The sequence below is a fragment of the Sphingomonas sp. CCH5-D11 genome (assembly GCF_001557395.1).
Lineage (GTDB): Bacteria > Pseudomonadota > Alphaproteobacteria > Sphingomonadales > Sphingomonadaceae > Sphingomonas.
The window spans coordinates 1-17,851 of the sequence record NZ_LSKH01000081.1; the positions used below are offsets into that span (position 1 = coordinate 1).

Sequence of the window (17,851 nt, forward strand, 5' to 3'; positions counted from 1 at the left end):
GTGGCGACATGCTCAAGCTGGCCGAGCATGATCCTGATTTCCGCCGGAGAGAGAGACCTGTCCTTTGGCACGAAGGTCGCGATCGACGCCGGGCCGACCTCGTCGGCCGGATTAGCGACCTTCTCGCCATGCAGGATGGCGAAGGCGAACACCAGTTTCACGATGTCCCTGACGTGGACCGCCGTCGCCGGCGCTCCTCGCTCCTTCACTTTCGCGCACAGCGCGCGCAAATCTTCGGGCAGGATCTCGTGCAGCAGCCGCTTGCGGAACACCGGAAGAATATCACGTTCGAAGATCGATCGACGCATGGCGCGGGTGCTGTCCGCCATCCGCGCTTCCTGAAGCCAGCGCTCGCCGAACTCACCAAAGCTCTTCGCCTCTTGGAGGCGGCGCTTTTCGCGCTGCTTCTCCTGTGCCGGTGAACGGCCCTCGGAAATGGCACGCCGGGCATCAATCAGTTTTTCCCGCGCTCGGGCGAGCGACAGGCCGGCCGGACCATAGCGGCCCAACGTCACCGTCTCGCGTCGACCGTTCAGCCGGTAGTCGAGCCGAAACACGATCACGCCCGACGGTTGGACGACAATGTACATACCGTCACGGTCGACAACCTTGTATAATTTATCTCGCGGTCTCAATGCCTTAATGGCGGCGTCGGTCAGCATAAGCGCCCTCCAGACTGATCAAAAAATGCCGGAGAGCAGCCAATTATACCGTCAGGCCAAAACAGGCCCAATATTTTGGTTTTTCCCTAGCAATTACAGCGCATTGTAGGAAAAAATATACCGTCAGGCGCTCTCACACGCCTGACGGTATCGGGGATTTCGAGAGGAGACAAGATGAGCCATACCGTCAGCCATGCCGCCACCCCGGAGGCTTACCCCGCGATAGATGGCGAAACACGTCGAGACGTTTATTCAGTAATTTCAGTTAGTTATGTCGAATTGTAGCGTGGTGCCGGATACCCTGGGACGGGCCTGAATCATTCCCACTCGATCGTGCCCGGCGGCTTGGACGTATAATCGTAGGTCACGCGGTTGATGCCCTTGACCTCGTTGACGATGCGCGTCGCCACCCGCGGCAGGAAACCACCGGGAAACTCAAACGCCTGCGCCGTCATGCCGTCCGTCGATGTCACGGCCCGCAACGCCAGCACGCTGTCATAGGTCCGGCCGTCGCCCATCACGCCGACCGACCGAACGGGGAGCAGCACGGCGAAGGCCTGCCAGATGGCATCGTACAGGCCGGCGTTGCGGATCTCTTCGAGATAGATCGCGTCCGCCTTGCGGAGAATGTCGCAACGTTCGCGCGTCACCTCGCCGGGAATGCGGATCGCAAGGCCGGGCCCGGGGAACGGATGGCGGCCGACGAAAACATCGGGCAGTCCGAGCTCGCGCCCGAGTTCGCGGACCTCATCCTTGAACAGCTCGCGCAGCGGCTCGACGAGCTTCATGTTCATGCGCTCGGGCAGCCCGCCCACATTGTGGTGGCTCTTGATCGTCACCGAAGGCCCGCCGGTGAAGCTGACGCTTTCGATCACATCCGGGTAAAGCGTCCCCTGCGCGAGGAACTCTGCACCACCGATCTTGCGCGCTTCGTCCTCGAACACTTCGATGAATGTCTTGCCGATGAACTTCCGCTTGGCCTCGGGATCGGTCACGCCGGCAAGGCCGCTCAGGAACAACGTCTCGGCGTTCACGTGGACCAGCGGAATGTTGTAATGACCGCGGAAGAGGCTGACGACCTGCTCGGCCTCACCACTGCGCATCAGGCCGTGATCGACAAATACGCAAGTCAGCTGATCGCCGATCGCCTCATGGATCAGCACCGCGGCCACGGCCGAGTCGACCCCGCCGGACAAGCCGCAGATCACCCTGCCCTTGCCAACCTGCGCGCGGATCTCGGCGATCTTGGTCTCGCGGAACTCGGCCATGGTCCAGTCACCGGTCAGCCCGCAGACATGGCGCGCAAAGTTCTTGATCAGCTTCGCGCCGTCCGGCGTGTGGACCACCTCAGGATGGAACTGCATGCCATAATACCGACGCTGCTCATCGGCCGTGATGGCAAAGGGCGCGCCCGCCGAGGATGCAACGGGAGCGAAACCGGGCGCCAGCTGGGCCACATGATCCCCGTGGCTCATCCACACCTGGTGCCGTTCACCTTCGCGCCACAGGCCGTCGAACAAGCCGCAGGCCGTATCCACCTGGACGAACGCTTCACCGAACTCGCCGGAATAACCCTTCTCAACCCGCCCGCCGAGCTGAGTGTTCATCACCTGCTGGCCGTAACAGATGCCGAGCAGGGGCACACCGCTGTCGAACACCGCCTGCGGCGCGCGCGGGCTTCCTTCGTCAACCACCGAAGCTGGGCCGCCGGAGAGAATCACGCCTTTTGGCTGCATCCGCTCGAAGGCCTCGGCGGCGGACTGGAACGGCGCGATCTCGCTGTACACGCCTGCTTCGCGCACGCGCCGGGCGATCAGCTGCGTGACCTGGCTGCCGAAATCGATGATGAGGATGCTGTCGGGGTGTTCCATGGCGGGCCTGTAGCGGCGCGGAGCGATTCCCGGAAGGGGCAGCGTGCGCCTTCCTCACCGCCGCCTGTGAAGCCAGACATGCGAAAGGGGCCGCCTCGTTTCCGAAGCGACCCCTTTCCTGTTTACGACGCGACGCTCAGGCGGCTTCGTCGAAATCCTCGTCGTTCATCACCGGACCGGAGTCCTGACCCTTGGCGGCCACGTCGCGATCCACGAACTCGATGATCGCCATCGGCGACGCGTCCGACGCGCGGATGCCGGCCTTGATGACGCGGGTGTAACCACCGTTGCGATCGGCGTAGCGCGGCGCCAGCACGTCGAACAGCTTCACCAGCTGTGCATCGTCAAGCAGACGGGCATGGGCGAGACGGCGGTTCGACAGGCCGCCCTTCTTGCCCAAAGTGATCAGCTTCTCGATGTACGGGCGAAGCTCCTTCGCCTTGGCGAGCGTGGTGGTGATCTGCTCATGCTTGATGAGCGCGGCCGACATGTTGCGGAACAGGGCGGCGCGATGCGCGGAAGTACGCTGAAGCTTACGACCGCCTACACGATGGCGCATGGTATTTCCTTCTCGTTCGTCAGGGGGCCGTTTGACGGAACCCCAAGCCGGGTGGGACGCGCGGGCCACCCAAATATCGTCATTCCGGTCTTGATCCGGAGTCCCGCTTAACCGTTAGCCGGGTGGCACCGCGACCAAGCCGCGCCGCCAATCAGGCTCGACATCGCCGAGTCACCGGCCAGGCCAGCTTCGCCCCCGGCGCAGCATTGCTGCACCGGGGATGAAATCAGCCCATGATTTCCTGCTCGAGCTTCTTGGCCATTTCCTCGATGTTTTCCGGCGGCCAGCCCGGGATTTCCATCCCCAGCCGCAGCCCCATCGAAGACAGCACTTCCTTGATCTCGTTCAAGGACTTGCGGCCGAAGTTCGGTGTACGCAGCATCTCGGCCTCGGTCTTGCCGACCAGATCGCCGATATAGATGATGTTGTCGTTCTTGAGGCAGTTCGCCGAACGGACCGACAGCTCCAGCTCGTCAACCTTCTTGAGCAGGTAACGATTGATCTGCTGCGTGTCGCTCGCCGGCTCGGCTCCTGCCGCGGGAGCAGCAACGCCAACCGGCGCAGAACGCGTGACGGCCGAGTCGTCGAAGTGCACGAACAGCGCCAGCTGGTCCTGAAGAATCCGGCCGGCATAGCCAAGAGCGTCTTCCGGCGTCACTGTGCCGTCGGTCTCGACCGTCAGCGTCAGCTTGTCATAGTCGAGGTCCTGGCCAACGCGGGTCGGATCGACCTTGTAGCTGACCTGGCGCACCGGCGAATACAGTGCGTCGACCGGGATGAGGCCGATCGGTGCGTCTGCCGGACGGTTCACCGTCGCGGGCACATAACCCTTGCCGGTGTCGGCGGTCAGTTCCATGTTGAACGTCGCGCCCTCGTCGAGGTGGCAGATCACCAGCTCCGGGTTCATCACTTCGATGTCGCCAGAGACTGCGATATCGCCAGCCTTCACCTCTGCCGGGCCAGTAGCCGACAGCTGCAGACGCTTCGGGCCCTCGCCCTGCATCTTGAGCGCAATCTGCTTCACGTTCAGGACGATGTCGGTGACGTCCTCGCGAACACCCGCCAGGCTCGAGAACTCGTGCAGCACGTTCTCGATCTTGATCGACGTGACGGCCGCGCCCTGCAGGCTCGACAGCAGCACGCGACGCAGCGCGTTGCCGAGCGTCAGGCCGAAGCCACGCTCCAGCGGCTCGGCAACGAAGGTCGCCTTGCGCTTGCCATCGCCGCCCTTCTTCTCGAGCGCGTTGGGCTTCTTAAGTTCCTGCCAGTTCTTTGCGTTGACGGACAAGGCTCGTGTCCCCTGATGTTGGGCCAGTCGTGGGGCGCGACCAGCCGGGAAAATAAAGGGCACCCCGACTCGTCAGCCGGGGGCCAGAAATCATCAGACGCGGCGGCGCTTCGACGGACGCACACCATTGTGCGGGATCGAGGTCACGTCGCGGATCGACGTGATCTGAAAACCAACCGCCTGCAGCGCGCGAAGCGCCGACTCGCGGCCCAAACCCGGACCCTTCACCTCGACCTCAAGGGTACGAACGCCGTGCTCGGCGGCCTTCTTGCCGGCGTCCTCGGCGGCGACCTGGGCGGCATAAGGGGTCGACTTACGCGAACCCTTGAAGCCCATCATGCCGGCCGACGACCAGCTGATCGCATTGCCCTGCGCGTCGGTGATCGTGATCATGGTGTTGTTGAAGCTGGCGTTGACGTGCGCCACGCCTGCGGTGATGTTCTTGCGCTCGCGACGGCGAATACGCTGCGGTGCCTGTGCCATTTGGTAATCCTGACCTTTGTTTCAAGCGGAGGCCGGGAGGCGTGACGCCTGCGACCGGCCCTCGACCGAAGAGAAAGCGTGAACGCTTACTTCTTCTTGCCTGCGATCGGCTTCGCCTTGCCCTTGCGGGTGCGCGCGTTGGTATGCGTGCGCTGGCCGCGGACCGGCAGGCCCTTGCGGTGGCGCAGGCCACGATAGCAGGCGAGGTCCATCAGACGCTTGATGTTCATCGCGGTTTCGCGACGCAGGTCACCCTCAACGGTGTAGCCGGCGTCGATCGCTTCACGAATCTGCAGCACTTCCTGATCGGTCAGGTCCTGCACGCGGCGCTCCGGCGCGATCGAAAGCTTCTCGGTGAGTTCCTTGGCCTTTGCCGGGCCAATGCCGTGAATGTACTGCAGCGCAATCAGGACGCGCTTGTTGGTCGGGATGTTGACACCCGCGATACGTGCCATGAAACTTTTCTCCTCGTGCTCCACGGGGTGCGGCATGGTTCACGCACCCCATCTCCTCGCAAGATTTCCACCACGCAGGAAAGCGGCAAGCGCGCAAGACGCTGCCGGTACCCGATTGATGGAAGGGCGGTCAACTAAGCAGGCGCAAACGCGATGTCAAGCGTCCGGTTCCGTCTCGCTGTCGGACATTTGCCTCACCGCAACGACTTGAGCGCGGCCGTCTTCAACCGCTGCAACTGCAAGGTCAGAACCTGATCTACGAGCGGCACCAGCTTCTCCGATCCGGCGCGCAGATGTCCGCTGACGAGATAGGTCATCTTGACCTGCGTGGTCCCCGCCTCCTGGGCAAGCAGCTCGAACGTGAGCACGCCCGTGACGGCCTCGGCCTGGAGCGGACCCAATCCGCCTTGCAATCGCAGAACCTGGGAGGGCTGGATATAGATGACCCGGGCGTGCTCGACACTTCCACTGCCCGGCAGCCGCTCGCAAAAACAGCCGCCGGCTTGCGCGCCCAGACTGAGGTTTGCCGAGTCGCCGGAATAGGTGTGCTCGGGCTCCCACCAGAGCGCCGGCGACTGCAATGTCGCCCACACCCGCTCCGCAGGGGCGGCAATGGACACGACAGCGGCCGTCTCAAAGCCGCCCGGATGAACCGCGATCACATCGCCTCGCGCCTGCCCCGCGGCCGTGGACAGCGCCGCGGCCGCGATCGCGCGTTCGAGTCTCGTCAGCATCCTCGTCCCTCCCGACGCACGGGATATATGGGACGACGTTACCTACCGTCGAGGATCGCCTCGATCGACCGGGTCACTTCGGCAATGTCCGCCATGCCGTCAACGCGGCGCACCAGCCCGCGCGCCTCGTAGATCGGCAGAATCGGCGCGGTCTTGGCGCGATATTCCGCCATGCGGGTGCGGACCGTTTCCTCATTGTCGTCGGGGCGACGCTTGAACTCATGCGCGCCACATATGTCGCAAGTGTCCGCGACCTTCGGCTGCTTGAACGTGTCGTGATAGCCCGCGCCGCAATTGGCGCAGGTAAAGCGGCCAACAATCCGCTCCACCAGCGCATCTTCGTCGACGGCGAGCTCGATCACATGGTCGAGCGTACGGGACCGCTCCTCGAGCAGAAGGTCAAGCGCATCGGCCTGCGCTGCCGTGCGCGGATAGCCATCGAAGATCGCGCCTTCACCCTGCACCAGGCGATCGAGATTCTCCCCGATCAACGCCGAGACGATCGCGTCGGAGACAAGCTCGCCCGCATCCATCACGGCCTTCGCCTGGAGACCCACCGGCGTGCCGGCCTTCACCGCAGCCCGCAACATGTCCCCGGTCGACAGCTGAACCATGCCGCGCTCCGCGACCAACCGTTCGGACTGAGTCCCCTTGCCCGCCCCCGGCGGCCCCAGAAGAATGATGTTCACGCGAAAACGCCTCCCCTGTGTGTGTTGTCGGCCCGCCTCAGCGCAGCCGGCCACCCTTCAGTTTCGCCTTCTTGATGAGATCGCCATATTGATGCGCCAGCAGATGCGACTGGATCTGCGTGACCGTGTCCATGGTGACGTTCACGACGATCAGCAGGCTCGTCCCGCCGAGATAGAACGGGATGGACAGCGCCGACACCAGATATTCCGGCAGCAGACAGATCACCGCCAGATACGCCGCGCCGATCACCGTGATACGGGTGAGGACGTAATCGAAATACTGCTCGGTGTTCTTGCCCGGACGGATGCCAGGGATGAACCCGCCGTAGCGCTTCAGATTCTCCGCCGTCTCTTCCGGGTTGAACACGACCGCGGTGTAGAAGAACGAGAAGAAGATGATGCCGGCACCGTACAGCAGCATGTACAGCGGGCTGCCGTGCTGGAGCCATTGGTTCAGCATGATGATCGTATCGCCCCACCAGCTCTCGCCCGACACGCGATTGCCGGCGAACTGCGTGATCGTCAGCGGAAGCAGCAGCAGCGAGGAGGCGAAGATCGGCGGGATCACGCCGGCCGTGTTGATCTTCAGCGGCAGGTGGCTCCGGTCCGCCTGCACCCCGCGCGCAGTCTGACGCTTGGGATATTGAATCAGGATGCGGCGCTGAGCGCGCTCCATGAAGCAGATGAAGAGGATCAGGCCGACCACCGCCAGGATGATCGCGATCACCACCGCCGGGCTCATCGAGCCGGTGCGGCCACCTTCGAGGAGGTTGACGAGCGTCGTGGGCAGGTGCGCAACGATGCCGGCCATGATGATCAGCGAAATGCCGTTGCCGATCCCGCGGCTGGTGATCTGCTCACCGATCCACATCAGGAACATGGTGCCGCCGATCAGCGAGATCACCGCAGCAACGCGGAACAGCATGCCTGGCTCGACAACCGCGCCCCCAGCCTCAAGACCGGTCGCGATCACATAACCCTGGATCGCCGTCAGCAGCACCGTGCCATAGCGCGTATATTGGTTCAGCTTCTTGCGCCCGCTCTCGCCTTCCTTCTTGATCGCGGCGAGCTGCGGCGACAGCGAGGTCGCGAGCTGCACGACGATCGACGCCGTGATGTACGGCATCACGCCGAGCGCGATCAGCGAGGCACGCTCCAGCGCGCCGCCCGAGAAGGTGTTGAAGAAATCAAGCACGCCGCCCTTGGTCTGCTGCGCCAGCGCGGCAAGCCCGGTCGGGTCGATGCCGGGCAACGGCACGTAGCTGAGCAGACGGAAGACGATCAGCGCACCGATCGTGAACCACAGCCTCTTCTTGAGATCGGTGGCCTGCGCGAACTTCGCGAGGCTGAGATTTTGCGCCATCTGGTCGGCTGCGGATGCCATAATAGCCTTGGGCCTTGGTCTGAAACAGAAACGGCGGAGAAGGTGCTGATGCCCCCGCCCCGCCGCTCATATAGTCGCGCTCGAAGGCTTGTCTAACCCACCGAGCAATTTCCGCTCCGGCAATGCCAGGAGCCCAGTCGCGAGCGGCCCGTAACTGGACCCCGGCCGTGGCCGGGGTGGCAGCTACGATTACTTGCCCTGCTTGGCAGCCTTGTCGGCGAGCCGCGCCTCGCGCGCCTTGCCCTTCTTCGCGGCAGCCTTTTCGGCAGCAGGAACAACCTCGATCACTGAGACGGAGCCACCCGCCTTCTCGATCGCCTCACGGGCGCTGGCAGACACGCCGGCGACGGTGAAGTTCAGCTTGGCCGTCAGCTCGCCCTTGCCGAGCACGCGCACGCCATCCTTGCCACCGCGTGCGAGGCCAGCGGCCTTCAGCGCTGCGTGATCGACGTCGGTTGCCGTCAGCTTGCCCGAATCGACAGCCTTCTGGATCGCGACGAGGTTCACCTCGGCATAATCCTTGGCGAAGATGTTGTTGAAGCCACGCTTCGGCAGGCGCATGTGAAGCGGCATCTGGCCACCCTCGAAGCCCGCGATGGACACGCCCTCACGGCTCTTCTGGCCCTTCTGGCCGCGACCACCGGTCTTGCCCTTGCCAGAGCCGATACCGCGACCGACGCGGATCTTGCGATGACGGGCGCCTTCGTTGTCCCGCAGTTCGTTCAGTTTCATGTGTGCACTCGCTTTCGCTGTTTTCGCGCTGGATAAAGGAAGGGGGGCCGATAGCCCCCCATCCGCATTTTGTCACTAGTCAGGTGAGGACGTTCAGTCCTGAACCTCGACCATGTGCTGCACCTTCCGGATCATGCCACGAACCTCGGGGGAATCCTCGAGCTCCGCAACCCGGTGCATCTTGTTGAGGCCCAGGCCGATCAGCGTCGCGCGCTGATCCTTGGTACGACGGATCGGCGATCCGGTCTGCTTGACCTTGATGGTTGCCATGTCGGCTTACTCCGTGACGGCCGCGGCTTCGGCAGCGGCGGTCTGCGCATCAGCGCCATGGCCGCGACCGAGCAGGTCGGCGATCTTCTTGCCACGACGCTGCGCAACCGACTTCGGCGAAGTTTGGCTGTTCAGCGCCTCGAAGGTGGCGCGGATCATGTTGTACGGGTTCGACGTGCCGATCGACTTGGTCACCACGTCGGCGACGCCCAGCGATTCGAAAATCGCGCGCATCGGACCGCCGGCGATGATGCCGGTACCCTGCGGCGCCGAGCGAACGGTCACGCGGCCTGCACCGAAATGGCCATTGCCATCATGGTGCAGCGTGCGGCCTTCCTTCAGCGGAACGCGAACCATTGCCTTCTTGGCAGCAGCCGTGGCCTTGGAAATCGCTTCCGGCACTTCGCGCGCCTTGCCATGGCCAAAGCCCACGCGGCCCTTGCCGTCGCCAACGACGACCAGCGCTGCGAAGCCGAAGCGCTTACCGCCCTTCACCGTCTTGGACACGCGGTTGATGTGAACGAGCTTCTCGATCAGCTCTTCACCGCCCTCGTCCCGGTTGCGGTCATCACGACGGCCACGGCCGCCATCACGTCCGCCGCGACCACCACGGTCACCGCCACGGCCGCGACCACCGCGACCGCGCGGAGCCTCACCGGCACCGGCATTCGCCTCAGGCGCTGCCGCCTGCACTTCGGTGTTGTTCTCGTCAGCCATGTCTTAGAACTCCAGTCCGGCTTCGCGCGCGGCTTCCGCCAGCGCCTTCACCCGGCCGTGAAAGAGGAAGCCGCCACGATCGAACACGACCTGCGTGACGCCAGCCGCCTTCGCGGCCTCGGCGATACGCTTGCCCACGGCCGAGGCCGCATCGACGTTCGACGTCGCGCCCTCGTGGCCCTGCAGGGTCGAGGCGGAAGCGACGGTGCGACCCTGCGCATCGTCGATCACCTGGGCATAGATGTGCTTGCCCGAACGATGAACCGACAGGCGCGGACGCCCACCGCTGCGCGCACGAAGCGCCGTACGGTTGCGGCGACGCCGCTTCTCGAAAAGCGAAAGGCCCTTGCTCACTTCTTCTTTCCTTCCTTACGGAAGATGAACTCGCCGTCGTACTTGATGCCCTTGCCCTTGTACGGCTCGGGCTTGCGCCAGCGGCGGATCTCGGCGGCCAGCTGGCCCACCTTCTGCTTGTCGGCGCCCGAAATCTCGACCGTGGTCTGATCCGGGGTCTTCACCTCAATGCCTTCCGGCACGTCGATGTCGACATCGTGGCTGTAGCCGAGCTGAAGCTTCAGCTTCCGGCCCTGCGCCGAGGCGCGATAGCCGACGCCGGTGATGACCAGCTTCTTGGTGAAGCCCTCGGTCACGCCGGTAACCAGGTTCTGCACCAGCGTGCGCTGCATGCCCCAGAAGGAGCGCGCCTGCTTGGAGTCGTTCGCCGGCTGAACCGAAATACCATCGGACTGGATGTCGTAGGTGATCAGGTCCGACATGGTCAGCGAAAGGGCGCCCTTGGGCCCCTTCACCGACAGCTGGTTGCCAGAAACGGTGGCGGTGACGCCAGCCGGAACCGGAACCGCCTTTTTACCAATGCGGCTCATCAGAACACCTCCGCCAGCACTTCGCCGCCGACGTTCTGCTCACGTGCTTCCGCATCGGAAAGCACGCCGCGCGGCGTCGAGACGATGGTGATGCCCAGGCCGTTCATCACGCGCGGCAGGTCCTGCGACCCGCTGTAGATGCGACGACCAGGCTTCGAGACGCGGGCGACATGCTTGATCGCCGGCTGGCCCTCAAAATACTTCAGCTCGATACGGACGCCCTTCACGGGGCCCAGATCTTCCTCGCTATAGCCACGGATGTAGCCTTCGCGCTGAAGCACGTCGAGCACGCGGGTCCGCAGCTTGGAAGCCGGCGATACGACGCTGTCCTTGCGCGCGCGCTGGCCATTGCGGATGCGGGTGAGCAGGTCACCCAGGGGATCGGTCACTGCCATCTTCGTGATCCTTACCAGCTCGACTTCGTCAGACCCGGGATCAGGCCCTTGTTGGCCAGATCACGCAGCATCACGCGGGCGAGGCGGAACTTGCGGTAGTAAGCGCGCGGACGACCGGTGATCTCGCAACGGTTGCGGACGCGGGTCGGGTTCGCGTTGCGGGGCAGCTCGGCCATCTTGAGCCGCGCGATGAGACGCTCGGTCTCATCCAGCGACTTGTCGTTCGCCTGCGCTTTCAGCTTCGCATACTTGCCGGCATATTGCTTCACGAGCTTCTTGCGACGCTCGTTCTTGTTCACGGAACTCAGTTTCGCCATGGACTTAAGCTCTCTCGTTCAATTCGTTGCCAAGGGGCTCACGCCGCCTTCTTCTCTTCATCCGCCTCATCCCGCGGGAACGGGAAGCCGAACAGACGAAGCAGCTCGCGCGCTTCCTCGTCGGTCTTGGCGGTCGTGGTGACGATCACGTCCATGCCGCGCACCTTGTCGATGCGGTCATAGTTGATCTCCGGGAACACGATCTGTTCCTTCAGGCCGCAGGCATAATTGCCACGACCATCGAAGCTCTTCGGGTTCAGGCCGCGGAAGTCGCGAACACGCGGCAGCGCGATCGTGATGAAGCGGTCGAGGAACTCGTACATGCGCTCGCGGCGAAGGGTTACCTTCACGCCGATCGGCATGCCTTCACGCAACTTGAACTGCGCGATCGACTTCTTCGCCTTGGTGATCACCGGCTTCTGACCAGCGATCAGCTCCATCTCGGACGCAGCCTGCTCGACGCGCTTCTTGTCCTGGGTCGCCTCACCGACGCCCATGTTCAGCACGATCTTCTCAATCCGCGGGATCTCGAGCACGTTCTTGTAGCCGAACTTCTCGACCATCGCCTTGACGATCGTCTCGTCATACTGCTTGCGCAGGCGGGGCGTGTAGCCATCAGCCATCGATCTTCTCCCCGGTCTTGACCGCAACACGAACCTTCTTGCCGTCCTGCGTCTCGAAACGGACGCGCGTCGGCTTGCCATCGGCAGTGACGTGAGCGACCTTCGAGATGTGCAGCGGCGCTTCAAAGCGGTTGAGGCCGCCCTGCGGGTTCATCTGCGACGGCTTGGTGTGACGGGTCGCGACGTTCACGCCGGCGACGACAACCTTGCCGTCCTTCGGCATGGCAGCGGTCACGGTGCCGGTCTTGCCCTTGTCCTTGCCGGACAGAACGATGACCTGATCACCCTTCTTGATCTTTGCGGCGGCCATTACAGCACCTCCGGAGCCAGCGAGATGATCTTCATGTGCTTCTTGCCGCGAAGCTCACGCACCACCGGGCCAAAGATACGGGTGCCGATCGGCTCCTCGTTCTTGTTGACCAGCACGGCGGCGTTCGAATCGAAACGGATGGTCGAACCGTCCGCACGATGAATGTCCTTGGCGGTGCGAACGATGACGGCGCGGTGCACGTCACCCTTCTTCACCTTGCCGCGCGGCTGCGCTTCCTTGATCGACACGACAATGATGTCGCCGACGCTGGCCGTGCGGCGCTTGGAACCACCAAGCACCTTGATGCACTGAACCCGCTTCGCACCGCTGTTGTCAGCGACGTCGAGATTGGACTGCATCTGGATCATTGATCCGCTTCCTTCTCGCTATGGGGTGGATACCGACCCAACCCCGCCTTAAAAAAATGACCCCGGCCGCGGCTCAGCGCGTCCAGGGGGAGCGGCCCGTTAGCCGCTCCACAGGAAAAAGGCAAGGCCCCGCGGGGCTGCACCTTTACCTGCTCTCGATCGCCCCTGCCCCTCGACTGGTCTCCGGCTTTACCCGGACCCTGGCCGATACTGACAAAGGCGCCCTGGTCTTCGACCCGGGCCTGCGGCTTACGCCGAGGCCGGCTCGTCGATCTCGACCCGCTCCGGCGTCGCATGGGTGTTGACCCGATCGACGACCTTCCAGGTCTTCAGCTTGGAGATCGGCGCGGTCTCTTCGATGCGCACGGTCTCGCCCTGCTTGTACTCGTTCGCCTCGTCATGGGCGTGGTACTTCTTCGAACGGCGGATGATCTTGCCGTAGAGCGGGTGCTTCACCTTACGCTCAACGTTCACCACCACCGTCTTGTCGCCCTTGTCGGAGACGATCAGCCCGGTCAGCACGCGCTTCGGCATGGCTGTGGTCCTCTTACTTGCCGGCGGCAGCGGAACGCTGCGCCTGCAGGGTCTTGATGCGGGCGATGTCCTTGCGGACCTCGCGCACGCGGCTCGGCTTCTCGAGCTGGTTGGTCGCCGCCTGGAAGCGCAGGTTGAACTGCTCGCGCTTCAGGTTGCCCAGCTGTTCGGACAGTTGGTCGTCCGACTGGCCGTTGAAATCGGTCTTGTTTGCCATCTCACTCGCCTCCGAGGTGCGACGTGTCGCCGAGGCGCGCCACGACCTTGGTCTTGATGGGGAGCTTCATTGCCGCGCGCTCGAACGCCTCGGCAGCGAGCGGCCCCGGAACGCCGTCCAGCTCGAACAGGATACGGCCCGGCTTGACGCGTGCCGCCCAGAATTCCGGCGAGCCCTTACCCGAGCCCATGCGGACTTCGGCCGGCTTGCCCGACACGGGCACGTCCGGGAACACGCGGATCCAGAGGCGACCCTGACGCTTGATGTGACGCGTGATCGCGCGGCGAGCCGCCTCGATCTGACGCGCGGTGATGCGCTCCGGCTCCATTGCCTTCAGGCCATAGGACCCGAAGTTGAGCGCGGTACCGCCCTTGGCGTCGCCGCTGATGCGGCCCTTGAACGCCTTGCGGAACTTGGTGCGCTTTGGTTGCAGCACTTCTTCTACTCCTTAGCGGCGGTCATCGCGCGCAGGGCGCACGCCGGAGGTCTGGGCCTCCATCATCAGGCGATCGGTCGCCGTCGGATCATGGCCCAGGATCTCACCCTTGAAGATCCAGACCTTGACGCCGCACACGCCATAAGCGGTGTGGGCCTGCGCCTCGGCATAGTCCATGTTCGCGCGCAGCGTGTGCAACGGAACGCGGCCTTCGCGATAGCTTTCCGAGCGCGCGATCTCGGCGCCGCCGAGACGGCCACCGCAAGCAACGCGGATGCCATCGGCACCCAGGCGCATCGCGGACTGAACCGCGCGCTTCATCGCACGACGGAACGCGATACGGCGCTCCAGCTGATCGGCAATGCCCTGCGCGACGAGCTTCGCGTCGACTTCCGGCTTGCGGATCTCGACAATGTTCAGCGACACGTCCGAGCTGGTCATCGCGCCGAGCGTCTTGCGCAGCTTCTCGATGTCCGAGCCCTTCTTGCCGATGATCACGCCCGGGCGCGCGGCGAAGATGGAGATGCGGCACAGCTTGGCCGGACGCTCGATCACTACCTTGGAGATCGCGGCCTGCGGCAGCGTCTTCAGGATGTACTGGCGGATCTTCAGATCCTCCAGCAGCAGGCGACCATAGTCGGCGCCGTCGGCGTACCAGCGGCTGTCCCAGGTGCGGTTGATCTGCAGGCGCAGACCGATCGGGTTGCTCTTGTGACCCATTAGGCTTCTTCCTGCTCGCGCACGACGATCCGCAGCCGCGAGAACGGCTTCAGGATACGGGTGGACTTGCCGCGGCCGCGCGTGGCGAACCGCTTCATGGTGATCGACTTGCCGACCGAGGCCTCGGCGACGACGAGTGCGTCAACGTCGAGGTTGTGGTTGTTCTCGGCGTTGGCAATGGCCGAAGCCAGCACCTTGCGCGCGTCAACCGCCATCGCCTTCTTGGAGAAGGCGAGGATGTTCATCGCGTCAGCAGCCGAACGACCGCGGATCAGGCCAGCGACCAGGTTCAGCTTCTGCGCCGAACCACGGATCTGCGTGCCGACCGAGAGCGCTTCCTTCTCGCCGACCTTGCGGGGGGACTGAGGCTTGCTCATCAGCGCTTGCCCTTCTTGTCAGCGGCGTGACCCGGGAAGTAGCGCGTCGGCGCAAACTCACCCAGCTTCATGCCAACCATCTCTTCGTTCACCGACACCGGCACGAACTTGCGGCCATTGTAGACATTGAACGTCAGGCCGACGAACTGCGGGAGGATCGTCGAACGACGCGACCAGGTCTTGATCGGACCTGCGCGGGTGCCCTGATCCTGCGCCACCTCTGCCTTCTTCAGCAGATGAAGGTCCACGAACGGACCCTTCCAGACGGAGCGAGCCATTACTTCTTCCTCGCGTGACGGCTGCGGATGATCATCTTGTCCGTCGCCTTGTTGTGGCGGGTGCGCGCACCCTTCGTCGGCTTGCCCCACGGGGTGACCGGGTGACGGCCGCCCGAGGTGCGGCCTTCACCGCCGCCGTGCGGGTGGTCGACCGGGTTCTTCGCGACGCCACGGGTCAGCGGACGCTTGCCCATCCAGCGGGTACGACCCGCCTTGCCGAAGTTCTGGTTCTGGTTGTCGGGGTTCGACACCGCGCCAACCGTGGCCATGCAATCGCTGCGGATGTAGCGCTGCTCGCCCGAGTTCAGGCGAACGATCACCAGCCCGCGATCACGACCAACGACCTGCACATAGGTACCAGCCGAACGCGCGATCTGACCGCCCTTGCCCGGCTTCATCTCCACGTTGTGGACGATGGTGCCGACCGGCACCTGGCCCAGCTCCATGGCATTGCCCGGCTTCACGTCGGTCTTCTTGCCGGCAACGATCTTGTCACCGACACCAAGGCGCTGCGGCGCGATGATATAGGCCTGCTCGCCATCGGCATAGCTCACCAGCGCGATGAACGCGGTGCGGTTCGGGTCATACTCGAGCCGCTCCACCGTCGCCTCGGCGTCCCACTTGCGACGCTTGAAGTCGATGTAGCGATACTTCTGCTTGTGGCCGCCCGCGATGCCGCGGCTGGTCACGTGACCCTTGTTGTTGCGACCGCCGCTCTTGCGCTTGCCCTCGGTCAGCGCCTTTACCGGCGCGCCCTTGTGCAGACCCGAACGGTCGATCAGCACCAGCCCGCGCATGGCGGGGCTGGTCGGGTTATAATGCTTGAGTGCCATCTTACTTGGCCCCCTCGGTGACGTCGATCGACTGCCCGTCCTTGAGCGTGACGATCGCCTTCTTCATGTCCGACCGGAAATAGGGCTTGCCCTTCCAGCGCTTCGTCTTGCCCTTCTGGACGATGGTGTTCACGCCCACGACGCTGACGTCGAAGATCGCTTCAACCGCCGCCTTGATCTCCGGCTTGGACGCGCCCGGCGCGACCTTGAACACAACCGCGTTCTGCTCGGAGAGAAGGGTCGACTTCTCGGTGATGTGCGGCGCGACGATCACGTCATAGTGACGGTTGTCGATCGCCTTCTGCTGCTTAGCCATTGAAGCGAGCCTCCAGCTTCTCGACCGCAGCGCGGGTCAGCACCAGCGTATCGGCCTTGATGATGTCATAGACATTGGCGCCAACCGCCGGCAGCAGGTCCACGCCCGGCAGGTTGTAGCCTGCGCGGAAACCCTCAGCCGTCTCGGCGTCGATGACGAGCGTGCGCTTGCCAACGTTCAGCGTCTCGAAATGGCCCTTCAGCTCCTTGGTCTTGGAGACCTGGAAGCCGTCCAAAACGATCAGCGAGCCAGCCTTGGCATGGCTCGAGAGAGCCATCTTGAGGCCGAGCGCACGAACCTTCTTGTTCAGACCCGGGTTGAAGTCACGAACGCGCGCACCGTGAGCCTTACCACCGCCGATGAAGACGGGAGCGCGGCGATCACCGTGACGGGCCACACCGCCGCCCTTCTGGCGACCAAGCTTCTTGCCCGAGCGGGCGACGTCCGAGCGCTCGCGCGTGCCACGGGCAGTGCCGCGACGCTTCTCGAGCTGCCAGGTTACGACGCGGTGCAGGATGTCGGCGCGCGGCTCGAGGCCGAAGACCTCGTCCGACAGCTCGACGTCCGCCGCTTCATTCCCGGCGAAGGAGGAAACCTTGACCTTCACGTTCAGCCCTCCTGGCCGTCGGTCGCTTCGGGTGCCGGAGCAGCCGCTGCGTTGTTGCTATTGGCAGCCTTCAGGCCGGCCGGACGCGGCGCGTCGGCATGCGGCTTCAGCTTCACGGCGTCCTTGACGAACAGCCAGCCGCCCTTCGAGCCAGGGACCGAGCCCTTGACGAAGATCAGGCCGCGCTCGACGTCGGTGCCGACGATCTCGAGGTTCTGCTGGGTGCGGTTCTTGTCACCCATGTGGCCGGCCATCTTCTTGTTCTTGAAGACGCGACCCGGATCCTGGCGGTTACCGGTCGAACCGTGCGAACGGTGGGACACCGACACGCCGTGCGTTGCACGCAGACCGCCGAAGTTCCAGCGCTTCATGGCGCCGGCAAAACCCTTACCCTGAGTACGACCCTGGATATCGACGAACTGGCCAGCAACGAAGTGATCGGCAGAAATCTCCGCGCCGACATCGAGGAGGTTTTCCTCGGTCACGCGGAACTCATGCACGATCGCCTTCGGCTCAACCTCGGACTTGCCGAAGTGGCCGCGCTGCGGCTTGGCGACATTCTTTGCCTTGGCGACACCTGCACCAAGCTGAACGGCCGTATAGCCGTCACGTTCTGTTTCGCGGCGAGAGACGACCTGAAGCCCTTCCAGCTGCAGGACGGTGACCGGCACGTGGCGGCCGTCGTCCTGGAACAGGCGGGTCATGCCCATCTTCTTCGCGATCACGCCGGTACGCATGATCCGTAGCTCCTCAACAGAGGCACCCATGGGCCCATCCCACAGGTGCTTGTGA

The 17,851-nt window shown here is 63.8% G+C and carries 29 protein-coding genes; all 29 read right to left on the minus strand.

Annotated elements, in window-relative coordinates; translation table 11 throughout:
• On the minus strand, positions 1–662 hold a 662-nt coding region (locus tag AX702_RS04635), incomplete at its 3' end, for a tyrosine-type recombinase/integrase (RefSeq protein ID WP_156455362.1).
• Positions 663–979: 317 nt separating this feature from the next.
• Positions 980–2,533, minus strand: a complete 1,554-nt coding sequence (guaA, locus tag AX702_RS04640; RefSeq protein WP_066776719.1) for a glutamine-hydrolyzing GMP synthase — start codon at positions 2,531–2,533, stop codon at positions 980–982.
• A gap of 136 nt (positions 2,534–2,669) precedes the next feature.
• Complete coding sequence (rplQ, locus tag AX702_RS04645) at positions 2,670–3,092, minus strand: 50S ribosomal protein L17 (RefSeq protein WP_066776723.1); 423 nt, start codon at positions 3,090–3,092, stop codon at positions 2,670–2,672.
• Between the two features lie 226 nt (positions 3,093–3,318).
• On the minus strand, positions 3,319–4,380 hold the full coding sequence (locus AX702_RS04650) for a DNA-directed RNA polymerase subunit alpha (protein ID WP_066776726.1): 1,062 nt from the start codon (positions 4,378–4,380) through the stop codon (positions 3,319–3,321).
• 93 nt (positions 4,381–4,473) lie between these two features.
• On the minus strand, positions 4,474–4,863 hold the full coding sequence (gene rpsK / locus AX702_RS04655) for a 30S ribosomal protein S11 (protein ID WP_066776728.1): 390 nt from the start codon (positions 4,861–4,863) through the stop codon (positions 4,474–4,476).
• Positions 4,864–4,949: 86 nt separating this feature from the next.
• A complete protein-coding gene (gene rpsM, locus AX702_RS04660) occupies positions 4,950–5,318 on the minus strand; it encodes a 30S ribosomal protein S13 (RefSeq protein WP_066777085.1) in 369 nt (122 codons plus the stop codon).
• A gap of 194 nt (positions 5,319–5,512) precedes the next feature.
• Positions 5,513–6,052, minus strand: a complete 540-nt coding sequence (locus AX702_RS04665; RefSeq protein WP_066776730.1) for a hypothetical protein — start codon at positions 6,050–6,052, stop codon at positions 5,513–5,515.
• 38 nt (positions 6,053–6,090) lie between these two features.
• Entirely contained in the window at positions 6,091–6,741 is a 651-nt protein-coding gene (locus AX702_RS04670) for an adenylate kinase (RefSeq protein ID WP_066776732.1), read from the minus strand.
• Positions 6,742–6,778: 37 nt separating this feature from the next.
• Positions 6,779–8,125, minus strand: a complete 1,347-nt coding sequence (secY, locus tag AX702_RS04675; RefSeq protein ID WP_066776737.1) for a preprotein translocase subunit SecY — start codon at positions 8,123–8,125, stop codon at positions 6,779–6,781.
• Between the two features lie 189 nt (positions 8,126–8,314).
• A complete protein-coding gene (gene rplO, locus AX702_RS04680) occupies positions 8,315–8,857 on the minus strand; it encodes a 50S ribosomal protein L15 (RefSeq protein ID WP_066776740.1) in 543 nt (180 codons plus the stop codon).
• A gap of 93 nt (positions 8,858–8,950) precedes the next feature.
• Positions 8,951–9,127, minus strand: coding sequence for a 50S ribosomal protein L30 (gene rpmD, locus AX702_RS04685; protein WP_066776743.1), 177 nt, complete (start codon positions 9,125–9,127; stop codon positions 8,951–8,953).
• Positions 9,128–9,133: 6 nt separating this feature from the next.
• Positions 9,134–9,844, minus strand: coding sequence for a 30S ribosomal protein S5 (gene rpsE / locus AX702_RS04690; RefSeq protein ID WP_066776746.1), 711 nt, complete (start codon positions 9,842–9,844; stop codon positions 9,134–9,136).
• A 3-nt stretch (positions 9,845–9,847) separates the two neighbouring features.
• Entirely contained in the window at positions 9,848–10,198 is a 351-nt protein-coding gene (rplR, locus tag AX702_RS04695) for a 50S ribosomal protein L18 (RefSeq protein ID WP_066776749.1), read from the minus strand.
• Positions 10,195–10,728: a 50S ribosomal protein L6 gene (gene rplF / locus AX702_RS04700; protein ID WP_066776752.1), complete on the minus strand. Its 534-nt coding sequence runs from the start codon at positions 10,726–10,728 to the stop codon at positions 10,195–10,197. Before rplF ends, rplR begins: the two co-directional genes overlap by 4 nt.
• Positions 10,728–11,123 (minus strand): 30S ribosomal protein S8, encoded by a 396-nt coding sequence (gene rpsH, locus AX702_RS04705; protein ID WP_066776755.1) that lies wholly within the window; start codon positions 11,121–11,123, stop codon positions 10,728–10,730. The genes rplF and rpsH overlap by 1 nt, the downstream gene beginning before the upstream one ends.
• 11 nt (positions 11,124–11,134) lie before the next feature.
• A complete protein-coding gene (rpsN, locus tag AX702_RS04710) occupies positions 11,135–11,440 on the minus strand; it encodes a 30S ribosomal protein S14 (protein WP_066776758.1) in 306 nt (101 codons plus the stop codon).
• 38 nt (positions 11,441–11,478) lie between these two features.
• On the minus strand, positions 11,479–12,063 hold the full coding sequence (gene rplE / locus AX702_RS04715; RefSeq protein WP_066776763.1) for a 50S ribosomal protein L5: 585 nt from the start codon (positions 12,061–12,063) through the stop codon (positions 11,479–11,481).
• Positions 12,056–12,373: a 50S ribosomal protein L24 gene (gene rplX / locus AX702_RS04720; RefSeq protein WP_066776767.1), complete on the minus strand. Its 318-nt coding sequence runs from the start codon at positions 12,371–12,373 to the stop codon at positions 12,056–12,058. The genes rplE and rplX overlap by 8 nt, the downstream gene beginning before the upstream one ends.
• Positions 12,373–12,741, minus strand: a complete 369-nt coding sequence (gene rplN, locus AX702_RS04725; RefSeq protein ID WP_066776773.1) for a 50S ribosomal protein L14 — start codon at positions 12,739–12,741, stop codon at positions 12,373–12,375. The genes rplX and rplN overlap by 1 nt, the downstream gene beginning before the upstream one ends.
• A gap of 249 nt (positions 12,742–12,990) precedes the next feature.
• Positions 12,991–13,275 carry a 30S ribosomal protein S17 gene (rpsQ, locus tag AX702_RS04730; protein WP_046408562.1) on the minus strand — a complete coding sequence of 95 codons (285 nt, stop codon included), beginning with the start codon at positions 13,273–13,275 and terminating at the stop codon, positions 12,991–12,993.
• 13 nt (positions 13,276–13,288) lie between these two features.
• A complete protein-coding gene (gene rpmC / locus AX702_RS04735) occupies positions 13,289–13,492 on the minus strand; it encodes a 50S ribosomal protein L29 (protein ID WP_066776776.1) in 204 nt (67 codons plus the stop codon).
• 1 nt (position 13,493) lies between these two features.
• Entirely contained in the window at positions 13,494–13,928 is a 435-nt protein-coding gene (gene rplP / locus AX702_RS04740) for a 50S ribosomal protein L16 (RefSeq protein ID WP_066776779.1), read from the minus strand.
• A 12-nt stretch (positions 13,929–13,940) separates the two neighbouring features.
• Entirely contained in the window at positions 13,941–14,648 is a 708-nt protein-coding gene (rpsC, locus tag AX702_RS04745; RefSeq protein ID WP_066776782.1) for a 30S ribosomal protein S3, read from the minus strand.
• The gene (gene rplV / locus AX702_RS04750; protein ID WP_046408556.1) at positions 14,648–15,025 is read right to left on the minus strand and encodes a 50S ribosomal protein L22; all 378 of its coding nucleotides are present in this window, start codon (positions 15,023–15,025) and stop codon (positions 14,648–14,650) included. The genes rpsC and rplV overlap by 1 nt, the downstream gene beginning before the upstream one ends.
• Entirely contained in the window at positions 15,025–15,303 is a 279-nt protein-coding gene (gene rpsS, locus AX702_RS04755) for a 30S ribosomal protein S19 (protein WP_066776785.1), read from the minus strand. Before rpsS ends, rplV begins: the two co-directional genes overlap by 1 nt.
• The gene (rplB, locus tag AX702_RS04760) at positions 15,303–16,136 is read right to left on the minus strand and encodes a 50S ribosomal protein L2 (protein ID WP_066776787.1); all 834 of its coding nucleotides are present in this window, start codon (positions 16,134–16,136) and stop codon (positions 15,303–15,305) included. Before rplB ends, rpsS begins: the two co-directional genes overlap by 1 nt.
• Position 16,137: 1 nt before the next feature.
• The gene (locus AX702_RS04765; protein WP_066776789.1) at positions 16,138–16,452 is read right to left on the minus strand and encodes a 50S ribosomal protein L23; all 315 of its coding nucleotides are present in this window, start codon (positions 16,450–16,452) and stop codon (positions 16,138–16,140) included.
• Positions 16,445–17,059 carry a 50S ribosomal protein L4 gene (gene rplD / locus AX702_RS04770; protein WP_066776791.1) on the minus strand — a complete coding sequence of 205 codons (615 nt, stop codon included), beginning with the start codon at positions 17,057–17,059 and terminating at the stop codon, positions 16,445–16,447. Before rplD ends, AX702_RS04765 begins: the two co-directional genes overlap by 8 nt.
• Positions 17,060–17,061: 2 nt before the next feature.
• Positions 17,062–17,796: a 50S ribosomal protein L3 gene (gene rplC, locus AX702_RS04775; protein ID WP_066776794.1), complete on the minus strand. Its 735-nt coding sequence runs from the start codon at positions 17,794–17,796 to the stop codon at positions 17,062–17,064.
• Positions 17,797–17,851 lie beyond the last annotated feature (55 nt).

Coding starts and splice junctions, on each gene's coding strand:
- rpsE (WP_066776746.1), bottom strand. CDS start 9,844: ATGGCTGACGAGAACAACACCGAAGTGCAGGCGGCAGCGCCTGAGGCG.
- rplX (WP_066776767.1), bottom strand. CDS start 12,373: ATGGCCGCCGCAAAGATCAAGAAGGGTGATCAGGTCATCGTTCTGTCC.
- rpmC (WP_066776776.1), bottom strand. CDS start 13,492: ATGGCAAACAAGACCGATTTCAACGGCCAGTCGGACGACCAACTGTCC.
- rplC (WP_066776794.1), bottom strand. CDS start 17,796: ATGCGTACCGGCGTGATCGCGAAGAAGATGGGCATGACCCGCCTGTTC.
- rplV (WP_046408556.1), bottom strand. CDS start 15,025: ATGAGCAAGCCTCAGTCCCCCCGCAAGGTCGGCGAGAAGGAAGCGCTC.
- rplQ (WP_066776723.1), bottom strand. CDS start 3,092: ATGCGCCATCGTGTAGGCGGTCGTAAGCTTCAGCGTACTTCCGCGCAT.
- rplN (WP_066776773.1), bottom strand. CDS start 12,741: ATGATCCAGATGCAGTCCAATCTCGACGTCGCTGACAACAGCGGTGCG.
- AX702_RS04765 (WP_066776789.1), bottom strand. CDS start 16,452: ATGGCTAAGCAGCAGAAGGCGATCGACAACCGTCACTATGACGTGATC.
- secY (WP_066776737.1), bottom strand. CDS start 8,125: ATGGCATCCGCAGCCGACCAGATGGCGCAAAATCTCAGCCTCGCGAAG.
- guaA (WP_066776719.1), bottom strand. CDS start 2,533: ATGGAACACCCCGACAGCATCCTCATCATCGATTTCGGCAGCCAGGTC.
- rpsN (WP_066776758.1), bottom strand. CDS start 11,440: ATGGCGAAACTGAGTTCCGTGAACAAGAACGAGCGTCGCAAGAAGCTC.
- rplB (WP_066776787.1), bottom strand. CDS start 16,136: ATGGCACTCAAGCATTATAACCCGACCAGCCCCGCCATGCGCGGGCTG.
- rpsK (WP_066776728.1), bottom strand. CDS start 4,863: ATGGCACAGGCACCGCAGCGTATTCGCCGTCGCGAGCGCAAGAACATC.
- rpsH (WP_066776755.1), bottom strand. CDS start 11,123: ATGGCAGTGACCGATCCCCTGGGTGACCTGCTCACCCGCATCCGCAAT.
- rpsS (WP_066776785.1), bottom strand. CDS start 15,303: ATGGCTCGCTCCGTCTGGAAGGGTCCGTTCGTGGACCTTCATCTGCTG.
- rpsM (WP_066777085.1), bottom strand. CDS start 5,318: ATGGCACGTATCGCGGGTGTCAACATCCCGACCAACAAGCGCGTCCTG.
- rplE (WP_066776763.1), bottom strand. CDS start 12,063: ATGGCTGATGGCTACACGCCCCGCCTGCGCAAGCAGTATGACGAGACG.
- rplO (WP_066776740.1), bottom strand. CDS start 8,857: ATGAAACTGAACGAACTGCGGGACAACGAAGGCGCCCGTCATCGCAAG.
- rplF (WP_066776752.1), bottom strand. CDS start 10,728: ATGAGCCGCATTGGTAAAAAGGCGGTTCCGGTTCCGGCTGGCGTCACC.
- rpmD (WP_066776743.1), bottom strand. CDS start 9,127: ATGGCAACCATCAAGGTCAAGCAGACCGGATCGCCGATCCGTCGTACC.
- AX702_RS04665 (WP_066776730.1), bottom strand. CDS start 6,052: ATGCTGACGAGACTCGAACGCGCGATCGCGGCCGCGGCGCTGTCCACG.
- rpsQ (WP_046408562.1), bottom strand. CDS start 13,275: ATGCCGAAGCGCGTGCTGACCGGGCTGATCGTCTCCGACAAGGGCGAC.
- rpsC (WP_066776782.1), bottom strand. CDS start 14,648: ATGGGTCACAAGAGCAACCCGATCGGTCTGCGCCTGCAGATCAACCGC.